Here is an 11772-nt window from a genome sequence, read left to right as displayed (position 1 = left end):
TCGGCACCGGCAGGACATGCGCCGAAACGCCGCCGACGTAGGAGTAGAGCGGCAGGCCGCGCGCATTGGCGGCGGCCTTCGCGGCGGCCATGCTGACGCCGAGGATGGCGTTGGCACCGAGGCGCGCCTTGTTCGGCGTGCCGTCGAGTTCGATCATGGCGAGGTCGAGGTCGCGCTGGTCTTCGGCGTCGAGACCGACGAGCGCCTCGGCGATCTCACCGTTGACCGAATCCACGGCCTTGAGCACGCCCTTGCCGAGATAGCGGCTCTTGTCGCCGTCACGCAGCTCCACGGCTTCGTGGGCGCCAGTCGATGCGCCCGAGGGCACCGCCGCGCGGCCGAAGCTGCCGTCTTCCAGAAGCACGTCCACTTCCACAGTGGGGTTGCCGCGGCTGTCGAGGATTTCCCGTCCGTGAATGTCGATGATCGCGGTCATGTGCGCTCTCCTGATTGATTGGTCATACGATTGTTCAGATGGCCCTTACCAAAAAGTTGCGACAGATTTCATATACGAAAACTATATAATGATTATGTATTTCATCGAGCCCAACGGTCGTTCCTGGCACTGCCTTCACGGCCTTAAGTGTATACCGGTTCATCGCGGCGACTCTCTCAAGAGTGCGCTTCGGCTATCGGCTTTCCGTCTTGCCAGACCATGTCGATATGATCGACGTCTGCGATGTCTTCGTCAGGCTTGCCGTCAATGACGAGCAGGTCGGCGCGTTTGCCGGGGGCGATCACTCCGCGGTCGTCGAGCTGCAGCAGCTGCGCAGCATCATGCGTTGCAATCGTGATCGCCTCCAGCGGAGTGAGGCCTGCCTTGACCATCAATGCCAGTTCGCGGTGCTCCGCAAAGCCGGGAATACGCAGGGGCGTGGCGCCGGAATCCGTGCCGAAGCCGATTTTTACCCCCGCATCGTACAATGTGCGCAGGTTGGCCGAATTCGTCGCAAGCGAAGCTTCGTTCACCGCGAGGGACTTGGGATCGGTCGCCTTGGCGCGCCAGGCCGGATCGGCGAATTGCAGGGCAAGCGCTGGGCCTACGCTGTCGCCGAAGAAAGCGGTGTCCATCCAATCGGGGTGCTGCGCGTAGAGATAGAAGGATTCGTCGAGCCCCAGCGTCGGAATATACCATGTCCCGCGCTGCTTCATCAGCGCCACAAGTCCGGCATCGACGGGTTGGTCGCGAATGCCGTGAGCCAGGATGTCCGCGCCGGCTTCCACCAGCGCGCGGGCATCGTCCCTGTAATAGACATGGGCCGCGACGCGCAGGCCCTTGGCATGGGCCTCGGCTATGATGGCGTGATAGATCTCGGGAGACATCTTGGCCGGTTCGCTGTGGTGAAAGTCATCGACCCACAGCTTGACGATACTAGGGTGGCGTGCGGCAGTCTCGTCCACGTCGCGGATCGCTTCGACAACCGTGGCGGGACGATAGAGCTGGTCCGCCGCCGCGTCCATGGGCGGTGCGCCCCCTGGCATGCCTATGCCCCGGTCGGCGCCGAAGAAGTCTGCACCGCCGAGCGTCCCGGCGTGCGCCCTGGGCTGCAACTGGTAGAAGAGGGGCCTGTTGAGGCCCAGCGACGTGATCGTCGTTACCCCGTAGCGCTGCCACTGACGCAATTCGCGCACGACGTTCGTTTCATTGTAATTTTTCGGACCGCTGGTGGTGTCGTCGGTATAGCCGAGGTGCGAATGGTCGGAAATCAGGCCGGGCATTATGCTGCGCCCGGTCAGGTCGATCGAGCGAGCACTTGCGGGCACATGTACGCTGTCGTCGGGGCCGACGGCGGCAATGCGACCATCGGCGATGATTAAGGTCTGGTTTGGTACCGCCGCGCCGCCCCGTCCGTCGATCAGCCTGACGTGGCGAAGGGCGATGGTTTCCGCCTCTGCATGGGCGATCGGCATGACAGCGACACCGCAGCACAGAAGGCTAGCGAAAAAGTGACGGATCATCGACGGGATCTCCGGTATGGGGAGCAAGTACAAGTCCGCCGGCCATGCGGCCGGCGGACGATTGGGGAACGGTGGGTCAATACTCGGGCTTTTGCCCAGGTTCCGCCTTGAAAGTGGGCACGCCCTTGACGCCGGAGTAGGTGATGATCAGCACTGTCGGCCTGTCGCCGCTCAGGCCGCGGTGGACGTCATTAACGGACTCGGTGAAGGCTTCGCCGGTGTGGAACGTGTGGCTCTTGCCACTGGCCTTGTCCTGGATGGTCAACTGGCCGCTGGCAACATAGCCGGCATTGGGGAAGGGGTGGGTATGCCAGGGCAGGGCGGCGTGCGGCGGGATCGTCATTTTGAGTACGGTGAGCTGTGGTTGCGCCTTTGGATAGGCCACATAGGGCTTGCCGTTCCACGAACTCGTGCTCTGCACCAGAATGTCGCCGTGGGCGGACGATGTGGTGGGAGTGGCGGCGTGGGCCGGGATGGGGGCGGCGGCGAGCGCGGCCAGCGCGCATGAAAAGGCCTTCGGAGCAATGCTTCTGAACATGTCAGGTCCAATCGTTCTTTGGGGGGACTTGATCACCGGGCATCCTATCGCTCGGCATAAGGGATACCGCCGCGCGCCTTGCTGTCAGGTGCGGATTCGACGATCTGAACCACCACTTGTTCAGCCGGCACGCCGAAGTTGGCGACGACGGCCTCGGTGATGTCCTTCATCAATCCGCGCTTCTGTGCCGTGCTGCGGCCGGCGACGGCGTGCACGATAATTTCGGGCATATCGATGCTTCCGCTTATTCGCCGCGCGCGACCTGAAATCCCGCAAAGGACTGGCTGACCGGCATTGTTTCCAGTGTGTTTATGTTCACATGAGGCGGAAGACTCGCCGTCCAGTAAATCATGTCGGCGATGTCATCTCCCGTGAGCGGGTGCGAGCCGGCGTAAAGATTGTCCGATGCCGCTTTGTCGCCTCCTGTGCGTATGAGCGTGAACTCCGTTTCAACCATGCCTGGCTCGATCGATGTGACGCGCACGCCGGTGCCATGCAGATCCGAACGCAGGCCGAGGCTGAATTGATGGACGAAGGCTTTGGTACCGGCATAGACATTCCCGCCGGTGTACGGATACGTGGCAGCTGTGGACGAAAGGTTGATGATCGCACCGCGCCGTTCGATCAATCGAGGCAGCAGCCGATGTGTGACATCGACCAGAGCCATGATGTTGGTCTCGACCATCGTGCGCCAGTCGCCTCGATCGGCGTGTTGCGCCGGCACTGTGCCAAGTGCGAGTCCGGCGTTGTTGACCAGCAAGTCGATCGCGGCAAACTCAGGCGGCAAAGCCTCGATTGCTGCTGCGGTAGCATCGCGATCACAGATGTCGAACGCCGCGCCGTGGAATGTTCCGGCGGGGAAGTTTCGAGCAAGGCCGTCAAGCCGTTCCTTGCGGCGACCTGTTCCCACGACCAGCCAGCCTCCAGCTACCAAGCGGCGCACGGTTGCAGAGCCGATGCCAGAAGTGGCACCGGTTATTAAGGCAATCTTGGTCATTGGGGTCTCCGACGGAGTGGCACTCAAGCCAGCCGCTCCGGCAACTGAGGTACGACATGTGCTGCGGCGTTCAACCACGGCTTGATTGTATATTAATTGTAAATAATCATAGGCAATCCGGAGCGGATCAGGCGTTTGCGGAATAGATGGACAGGTTGCGTTCGATGACCTTCATCACACTTTCGATCAGGGGATTCTGATCTTCGCCAAGCCACATCGCAGCCAATGGCAGCGTGACTCGGTTCGACGACAGCGCCATGGTTCGAAAGATCACGCCTTGCTCGCCACTGGTCGCGCTCCAGCGCGGTACGATGGCCGCTCCAATTCCAGCGGAGACCATGCGCAAGATGGTGTGCTTTTCCTCCGCTTCCTGCGCGACCGTCATCGACAGGCCTGCCTCTTCGAACAGTTTAACAGCAAGATCATGACTGTGGGGTCGAACTCTGCGGTTGGGCAAGATCATCGGCACATCCGCGAGCGCAGAGATGGGCACTGTGTCGTGTGCGGCGAGTGGGTGACCGGTCGGTAGCGCCAGGATTGGGTGTTCCTGAAGAAGCGTCATCGCATGAAGGTTGCGGTCAAAACGCTCGGGCGGCCGTACGAAGGCAAGGTCCAGTGTGCCGTTCAACAACTGGGGCAACAACCGGATCGTCTTGTCTTCGACGAAAATGATCTCCAGTTCGGGATAGTCGGCATGGATGTCACGCAACAGATTGGGAATGAGGCCACTGGCCGCGCTGTCTATAGCGCCGATGCGCAGCAGCTTTGGATTGGAATTGGCCATGTCGCGCAGGTGCCGGATGATTTCGTCACTGTCGGCGATCAACTGGCGGGCGCGTGGCAGCAGCTTCTTGCCTGCGTCGGTGAGGGTCACCTGACGGGTTGAGCGGGCGAACAGGCGAACTCTCAATTCGTTCTCCAGCATCTGGATTTGTCTGCCCAGGACAGCAGGAAGGATGCCGAGATGCAGGGCCGCCTTACCGAAATGCAGACTGTCCGCCGCTGCCAAAAAGCAGCGAAGCTGGCGCAACTCCATGATACCTCCATTATATACATTCAATATATAATATTCAGATGATTGTGACTCAACCGTAATCTCACGTACCCAATTCGCCATACCCGCTGCGAAGATCGGGACAACGGCAAAACTGGCTTGGAAGAGGAATGATATGGCGCCGGATGTAGAAAAACGCACTATCGCGCGCATTTCCTGGCGCCTTGTTCCATACATCATGCTATTGTATTTTGTGGCATTTCTGGATCGTGTAAATATTGGCTTCGCGTCACTGACGATGAACCATGATCTTGGGTTTTCTTCGACAGTTTTTGGGATTGGCGCGGGCATTTTCTTCGTAGGTTACTTCCTGTTTGAAGTGCCCTCGAATCTCATTCTGCACAAAGTCGGCGCGCGTATCTGGATTGCCCGTGTGATGGTCACTTGGGGTCTGGTTTCCGGATGCATGGCCTTCGTCAAAGGCGAAACGAGTTTTTATGTCTTGCGCTTTCTGCTTGGTGTAGCAGAAGCGGGCTTCTTTCCGGGCATAATCCTGTATCTCAGCTACTGGTTTCCCGCGAAGAACAGGGCATCCGTGACCGCGCTGTTCATGGCTGCTGCTCCCATTTCCACTGCCCTCGGGTCGCCAATTTCCGGGGCATTGCTCGAAATGCATGGGTTTGCCGGCTTGGCAGGCTGGCAATGGATGTTCCTCCTCGAGGCTGTTCCGGCAGTCGTGCTTGGCGTAGTCACTTTTTTCTTCCTTACTGACAGGCCCGCAAAAGCTACGTGGCTGACCGAAGACGAACGTGAATGGCTTGTCGCGACAATGGCGGAAGAAGAGGCTCGTCGTGCGCCGGCAAAGGGTGCCCACAACCCGCTCAAGGCTCTTGCAGATCCGCGTGTCCTTGCGCTTTCTCTGGTGTACTTCGGCACCTCGGCTGGCCTTTACACGCTTGGCATCTGGTCGCCGCAGATCATCAAGTCATTCGGCTTGTCGTCGTTTGCAACCGGCTTCGTCAATGCAGTCCCCGCCGTTGTCGCCGTCGTCGCGATGGTTTTGTGGGCCCGTCATTCGGACAGGACCGGCGAGCGTACCTGGCACGTCGTAATCGCCTGCCTGATCGCAATAGTCGGTTTGGCTATGGCGGCGGAATCCACGACTGTGGTGGCCGTTGTTCTTGCCCTCGTCGTCGTCAACATCGGCATTTCCTCTTCGAAGCCGCCGCTGTGGTCCATGCCGACGATGTTCCTGAGCGGTTCGAGTGCGGCAGCGGGCATCGCTACGATCAACTCCATCGGCAACTTAGGTGGCTTCGCAGGTCCCGCAATCATCGGCTGGATCAAGGACGAAACCGGCAGCTTTGCAGGTGGCCTCTACTTCGTCGCAGCCTGCCTGGTCCTTTCGGCCGGTCTCGTCCTGCTCCTGTCGCGCTCGCAGAAGAAGACGGCCGCGGCAGTGGCAGCGAAGCCGAGCACCATTCATTCCTGACTTAATAATTTCGGAGTTTACAGAAAATGCGTGAATACAAGATCGCAGCCATTCCGGCTGACGGCATCGGGCCTGAAGTGATCGACTGCGGCGTTGAAGTGCTGGAAGCACTCGCTCAGCGCGATGGCGACCTCAAGTTCAACGTGACCACTTTTGACTGGGGTTCGGACTACTACAAGAAGCACGGTGAGATGATGCCGGCGGATGGTCCCGCCCGGCTCAAGCCGTTCGATGCGATCTACTTTGGTGCCGTCGGCGCGCCCGACGTGCCTGATCATATCACGCTGTGGGGCCTGCGCTTGCCGATCTGCCAGGGCTTCGACCAGTACGCCAACGTGCGCCCGACCAAGATTCTGCCCGGCATCACCTCGCCGCTGCGCAACTGCGAGGCCGGTGACCTGGACTGGGTGATCGTCCGTGAAAACTCTGAAGGCGAATACTCCGGCATCGGTGGCCGTGCCCACCGCGGCCTGCCTGAGGAAGTCGCTACCGAAGTAGCCATCTTCACCCGCGTCGGCGTCGAGCGTATCATGCGCTATGCGTTCAAGCTGGCGCAGTCGCGTCCCCGTAAGCTTTTGACCGTGGTTACGAAGTCGAACGCGCAGCGTCACGGCATGGTGATGTGGGACGAGATCGCCGCTGAAGTCTCGAAGGATTTCCCGGATGTCACCTGGGACAAGATGCTCGTCGATGCGATGACCGTTCGCATGACGCTCAATCCCAAGAGCCTCGACACCATCGTCGCCACGAATCTGCACGCCGACATTCTCTCCGATCTTGCAGGCGCGCTCGCCGGCTCGCTGGGCGTCGCGCCGACCGGCAACATAGACCCGGAAGGGCGTTACCCCTCGATGTTCGAGCCGATCCACGGTTCGGCATTCGACATCACCGGCAAGGGCATTGCAAATCCGGTCGCCACGTTCTGGACTGCCGCACAGATGCTCGACCATCTTGGTGAAAGCGATGCGGCCGCTCGCCTGATGACGGCAGTGGAGCAGGTCTGCGCCGATGGCGTTTTGACCCCCGACGTCGGAGGTACTGCCACGACCAAGGAAGTCACGGCAGCCGTGATCGCCGCTATCAGCGGTAAGAACGGCTGACCATGGCCGCCGGTCCCATCACCGACGTGCATGCGCGCGCGTTGCTGCGGAGGCTTTTTGACGCCGCCGTGGAACGCGCCGCTCCGGGCGAGGCAGTTGTACCTCTCCTCCCAACAAAGCCCAAGGGGCGGTGTGTCGTGATTGGGGCCGGCAAGGCATCTGCCGCCATGGCGGCAGCTGTCGATGCCGAGTGGAGCGACATCGATCTCTCCGGTGTTGTCGTAACCCGTGACGGCTATGCTGTCCCGGCAGGCCGCATCGAGATCATCGAGGCGTCTCATCCCGTACCCGATCACCGCAGTGAGGATGCCGCCAGGCGCATCCTTGCTGCAGTTGAGGGCCTTGGCCCCGACGATCTCGTGCTGGCGCTCGTTTCGGGCGGTGGCTCGGCGTTAATGGTCATGCCGGGGCCGGGGATGACCCTTGCCGACAAGCAGGAAGTCAACCGTCTGTTGCTTGCCAGCGGTGCGACGATCAATGAGATGAATGCGGTCCGCAAGCATCTCTCGGCGATCAAGGGTGGGCGCCTTGCAGCGGCGGCCGCGCCGGCCCGCGTGGTATCGCTGGTGATCTCGGATATTCCGGGAGATGATCCGGGCGCCATCGCTTCCGGTCCGACCGTTACTGATGCGAGTACGATTGACGACGTGCGTGAGATTCTTGCCCGTCGTTCGATCTCGCTTCCCGCGTCTGCTCAGGCGATCATCGATTCCGGAGCCGAAACGCCCAAGCCCGGCGAGATTACGGAAGATATCCGTATGGTCGCCGCGCCGTCGCTTTCGTTGGCACATGCCGCCGAGGTGGCGCGCGCTGCGGGCGTCAATACCCTCGTGCTGGGTGATGCCATCGAGGGCGAAGCGCGCGAGGCGGGGATCGTCATGGCTGGAATCGCCCGTTCGATCAGGGAGCATGGCGTGCCTGTCACTGCTCCGGCTGTCCTACTGTCGGGAGGTGAGACCACCGTTACGATCGGGAAGGACGGTGCGGGCCGCGGCGGGCGCAATACCGAATTTCAACTTGCGCTGGCGCTGGCGCTGGCTGGCATGGACGATATCTGGGCACTTTCGTGCGATACCGATGGGATCGACGGGACGGAGGATGCCGCAGGATCGATCATCGCGCCGGACACGTTGGAACGGGGCCAGGCGCAAGGGTTGGATGCCCGCGCATTTCTCGGCGCGCACGACAGCTACACCTACTTCGACGCCCTCGGCGATTTGGTCCTGACCGGACCCACCATGACGAACGTCAACGACTTTCGCGCAATTCTGGTAGTCTGACCTTGCCCCGTTTAGAACCCATCTTCCGCAATCGCTGCACCAAGATCGTTGCCACCCTCGGGCCGGCAAGCACGGATCCGGCTGTCATCGAATCGCTGTTCCGCGCCGGTGTGGACGTATTCCGGCTGAATTTCAGCCATGGCGACCACGCCGACCACGCCGCGCGTCTGGCTACGCTGCGCGTGCTGGAAGCCAAGTACCGCCGGTCGATAGGTGTGCTGGCCGATATTCAGGGCCCCAAGCTGCGCATCGGTACCATCCGCGGCGGCTACATCAACCTTGAACGCGGCAAGGCACTGCGTCTCGATCTGCGTGACCTGCCGGGTGACCATGAACGTGTTCAGTTGCCGCATCGCGAGATCATCGAGGCGGCCCGGCCGGGCACGCGCCTGCTGCTCGACGACGGCAATATCCGCCTGGGTGTGAAGCGGGTGGGCGACGGGTTCATCGATACTGAAGTCCTTGTGGGAGGGCGTTTGTCCGATCGCAAGGGGGTGAACGTGCCGGATATGGTCCTGCCGATTCCGGCGCTTACCGAGAAGGATCGGCGTGACCTCGCATTCGCGCTCGAACATGACGTGGACTTTGTCGGTCTGTCGTTCGTTCAGACGGTCAAGGACGTGCAGGAGGCGCGCGACCTGATCGGCGACCGCGCCTGGATCGTCTCCAAGATCGAGAAGCCGCAGGCTGTCGCCGATATCGAAGCGATCGTCGAGGCATCGGACGGGATCATGGTGGCGCGCGGCGATCTTGGCGTCGAACTACCGCCGGAGGACGTGCCGCTGGTGCAAAAGGACGTAGTCGCGCTGTGTAACCGGCTCGGTCGTCCGGTGATCGTTGCTACGCAGATGCTGGAAAGCATGATCACCGCGCCGACGCCGACACGAGCAGAGGCATCGGACGTGGCGACCGCCGTGTTCGACGGCGCCGACGCGGTCATGCTTTCGGCCGAAACTGCCGCCGGGCAGTATCCCGAGGAAGCGGTCGGCATTATGAGCCGTATTCTGGCGCGGGTCGAAGGCAGTTCGGACTGGCAGATCCGTACCGGTGAGCGGCGTCTTCCTCCCGACCGTTCGGCGGGCGAGGCGATTGCGTCGTCCGCTCGCCATGTGGCCGACACGATCGAGGCAAAGGCTATCGTTGCCTACACGCAGAGCGGCGCGACGGCGCTTCGCATTGCGAGGCAACGTCCGGCGGTTCGACTGCTGGCGGCTACGCCGCTTGGGAAGGTCGCGCGGCGCCTCGCCCTCGTATGGGGCGTGGAAGCCGTCGTCGTCGAGGCGGTCGAGCGTATGGCCGATGCCGTAAAGGAGGCCGCGAGTATCTGCCGCCGTCTGACGAACGCCAAGATCGAGGATTCCTTCGTGATCGTGGCCGGCACGCCTTTCGGCCAGTCGGGCGCCACGAATGCGCTGCGCGTTTCGACCATCAGGGGTGCGCAAGAACCCTGACATTGAATTTGAGTCCAATGGGGCATGAGACCCCAAGGAAGTGAGGAGCGAATGATGAAGGCAGAGACCCCGGTTCTTCTGACCCTGCTCGCCTGCCTGGCCGGGTCGCCTCAGGAGGCGGCGGCGAAGGTAAGGGAGCAAGCCGCGTCGATGGATGCGATGCCACCAGCGAGCAGCGACGGTAAGGTCGATGCGCTGATCGCCCTCCTGGTTCGTGAGGGCGTCATAACCCAGGCAAAGGCCGATGGCTTGAAGCAGGTGGTCATGGCGGCTCCATCGGCGCCTGTGGGGCTGCTCGCCACGGCGATCGCCAAGGTCGACACTTCGCCGCCCAAGCCGAGCATGACCGCAGTGGAAAATCAGAGCGCGATCCGGCAACCGGAAGCGCCGCGCGTACCTGAGCCGGCGGCCAAACCCGCTTACGCATTCCCGAACAATCGCGACCCCTCGATCGATCCATCGGCACCCGTGGTGCGCAATGCCGCCTTTGCTGTGCAGGATCAGAGTTGGACGGATCGCATTCGGCTGGATGGGGATATCCGTGTGCGTTGGCAGGGTGAATATCTCGATGACAAGACTTCCGCGACGATCCCCAACTGGGCGGCCCTGGCCACCAGCGGCTCGGCGGTTCCCGTCACGAACTTCCTCGACGACGCGGACCGCGCCCGGCTGCGTTATCGTGCCCGCCTCGGCTTTACGGCCAAAGTCGATGACCATTTCACCGCGGTCATCCGCCTTGCTGCCGGTAATCTGACCGAGCCGACTTCTACCGACCAGACTTACGGAGATTTTTTCAATCGCGATGGTGTCGGCATCGATCGTGCCTATCTTCAATGGAAGCCGACCAAGGATATCGCGGTCACTGCGGGACGAATGCCTAACCCATTCTACACCACCAACTTGTTGTGGGACGGTGACGTCAATCCGGAAGGCTTTTCGGCGTCCTTCCGCCGTAAGCTGAACACCGGCTACGTCTTCGCAACGGGCGCGGTCTTCTATCTCGATGAAAATGCCGACGACACTCCCGACCGTTTCGTCTACGCAGGGCAAGTCGGCGTCGCAGGAGTACCCCTGACCGAGAGTACCCACCTTCGGCTCGCGGCGACGTACTATAACTGGAGCAATTATCGCGCTCGGGTGGGTGAATCGGGCACCAGTTCCACAGTTCTTGGTGTGGGAAATACGCTGATCGACATCGATCCGCAGGCAAGCAGGATTCTGCCGGGGATCGCGTCTCCCTTCCGCATCGTAGAGGTACTGGGGGCGGTTTCACAAAGGCTGGGTGATCGCTACGCGATTTCCGGTGCATTCGACTTGGCCGTCAACGTAGCCTACAATCGTGAAAAGCTCAACGCGCTTCCACTGCTGACCGAGCCAAACGGAAACACTGCGTGGATGACCGCAGTGACGATCGGCGATCCCAACGTCTCGGAGTTTGGGCAATGGCAGGTAACTGCGTCGTATCGCCGGCTTGAGACGGATTCTATCATCGCCGCGTTTACGGAAGGCGATTACAATCCGGGGGGTACCAACCGGACGGTGCAGGCGCTGGAAGGCCTGATCGGCCTGGATCATAACGCCTGGCTGCAGCTCAGCTATTTCCGAAACCGCTTTATCACCGGCCAACACTATGAGTATCAGGGTATTCGCAGTCAGTTCAACGTCCGTTTCTAGCAGCACTTTGGCAGAAGTTCGTTGTGGTATCAGATGAAGCTACATCCGCATTGAAGGCAAAGCTCCGGCGGTGAGCGAGACAGGCGGTCAAGAATGGCCTGGCGCACTACCGGCAAGAAGGGGGGGAGGCGGATCACGGCTCCTTTTTTCCGCTCCGCTTGAGCTAGCACTACTTTGGCAGAAGTTTGAAATGCGTGACTGATAGGCTCCCACCGCAATGAGGGCATTGGTCTGGCGGAGGTCTTGATATTCGGTCAATGATGGCCTGTCGGATGGCGGGCATGCTC

The 11772-nt window shown here is 61.0% G+C and carries 10 protein-coding genes and 1 pseudogene; 5 read left to right on the top strand and 6 right to left on the bottom strand.

The genetic code is table 11. The annotated features are described in order from the left end of the window. The 6 genes and pseudogenes from eno to V2S85_RS26085 form a co-directional block, all read right to left on the bottom strand. Positions 1–436: pseudogene (gene eno, locus V2S85_RS26110) on the bottom strand (phosphopyruvate hydratase); the annotation flags it as partial. Between the two features lie 176 nt (positions 437–612). Continuing rightward, complete coding sequence (locus V2S85_RS26105; RefSeq protein WP_330705710.1) at positions 613–1959, bottom strand: amidohydrolase family protein; 1347 nt, start codon at positions 1957–1959, stop codon at positions 613–615. Positions 1960–2035: 76 nt separating this feature from the next. Next, positions 2036–2497 (bottom strand): cupin domain-containing protein, encoded by a 462-nt coding sequence (locus V2S85_RS26100; RefSeq protein ID WP_330705709.1) that lies wholly within the window; start codon positions 2495–2497, stop codon positions 2036–2038. A 44-nt stretch (positions 2498–2541) separates the two neighbouring features. After that, on the bottom strand, positions 2542–2727 hold the full coding sequence (locus tag V2S85_RS26095; protein ID WP_330705708.1) for a tautomerase family protein: 186 nt from the start codon (positions 2725–2727) through the stop codon (positions 2542–2544). A 14-nt stretch (positions 2728–2741) separates the two neighbouring features. Beyond that, on the bottom strand, positions 2742–3494 hold the full coding sequence (locus tag V2S85_RS26090; protein ID WP_330705707.1) for an SDR family NAD(P)-dependent oxidoreductase: 753 nt from the start codon (positions 3492–3494) through the stop codon (positions 2742–2744). Positions 3495–3621: 127 nt separating this feature from the next. Then, positions 3622–4530, bottom strand: coding sequence for a LysR family transcriptional regulator (locus V2S85_RS26085; RefSeq protein WP_330705706.1), 909 nt, complete (start codon positions 4528–4530; stop codon positions 3622–3624). Positions 4531–4663: 133 nt separating this feature from the next. Here V2S85_RS26085 and V2S85_RS26080 point away from each other — a divergent pair, with 133 nt between their 5' ends. From V2S85_RS26080 to V2S85_RS26060, 5 genes are read left to right on the top strand one after another with little or no spacing between them, the layout of a single operon-like run. Next, complete coding sequence (locus V2S85_RS26080) at positions 4664–5980, top strand: MFS transporter (RefSeq protein ID WP_330705705.1); 1317 nt, start codon at positions 4664–4666, stop codon at positions 5978–5980. A gap of 26 nt (positions 5981–6006) precedes the next feature. After that, on the top strand, positions 6007–7080 hold the full coding sequence (locus V2S85_RS26075; RefSeq protein WP_330705704.1) for a tartrate dehydrogenase: 1074 nt from the start codon (positions 6007–6009) through the stop codon (positions 7078–7080). 2 nt (positions 7081–7082) lie between these two features. After that, entirely contained in the window at positions 7083–8360 is a 1278-nt protein-coding gene (locus tag V2S85_RS26070; protein WP_330705703.1) for a glycerate kinase, read from the top strand. A gap of 2 nt (positions 8361–8362) precedes the next feature. Next, positions 8363–9811: a pyruvate kinase gene (pyk, locus tag V2S85_RS26065; RefSeq protein ID WP_330705702.1), complete on the top strand. Its 1449-nt coding sequence runs from the start codon at positions 8363–8365 to the stop codon at positions 9809–9811. Between the two features lie 54 nt (positions 9812–9865). Further along, complete coding sequence (locus V2S85_RS26060; protein WP_330705701.1) at positions 9866–11485, top strand: putative porin; 1620 nt, start codon at positions 9866–9868, stop codon at positions 11483–11485. Positions 11486–11772: the final 287 nt, after the last annotated feature.

This window comes from Novosphingobium resinovorum, from assembly GCF_036352595.1.
GTDB lineage: Bacteria > Pseudomonadota > Alphaproteobacteria > Sphingomonadales > Sphingomonadaceae > Novosphingobium > Novosphingobium resinovorum_B.
This window is presented reverse-complemented; position numbering and strand designations above follow the sequence as displayed.

What these genes read in the sequence shown, in the direction of transcription:
- V2S85_RS26105 (WP_330705710.1), bottom strand. Translation starts at nt 1,959, where the DNA reads ATGATCCGTCACTTTTTCGCTAGCCTTCTGTGCTGCGGTGTCGCTGTC.
- V2S85_RS26100 (WP_330705709.1), bottom strand. Translation starts at nt 2,497, where the DNA reads ATGTTCAGAAGCATTGCTCCGAAGGCCTTTTCATGCGCGCTGGCCGCG.
- V2S85_RS26095 (WP_330705708.1), bottom strand. Translation starts at nt 2,727, where the DNA reads ATGCCCGAAATTATCGTGCACGCCGTCGCCGGCCGCAGCACGGCACAG.
- V2S85_RS26090 (WP_330705707.1), bottom strand. Translation starts at nt 3,494, where the DNA reads ATGACCAAGATTGCCTTAATAACCGGTGCCACTTCTGGCATCGGCTCT.
- V2S85_RS26085 (WP_330705706.1), bottom strand. Translation starts at nt 4,530, where the DNA reads ATGGAGTTGCGCCAGCTTCGCTGCTTTTTGGCAGCGGCGGACAGTCTG.
- V2S85_RS26080 (WP_330705705.1), top strand. Translation starts at nt 4,664, where the DNA reads ATGGCGCCGGATGTAGAAAAACGCACTATCGCGCGCATTTCCTGGCGC.
- V2S85_RS26075 (WP_330705704.1), top strand. Translation starts at nt 6,007, where the DNA reads ATGCGTGAATACAAGATCGCAGCCATTCCGGCTGACGGCATCGGGCCT.
- V2S85_RS26070 (WP_330705703.1), top strand. Translation starts at nt 7,083, where the DNA reads ATGGCCGCCGGTCCCATCACCGACGTGCATGCGCGCGCGTTGCTGCGG.
- V2S85_RS26060 (WP_330705701.1), top strand. Translation starts at nt 9,866, where the DNA reads ATGAAGGCAGAGACCCCGGTTCTTCTGACCCTGCTCGCCTGCCTGGCC.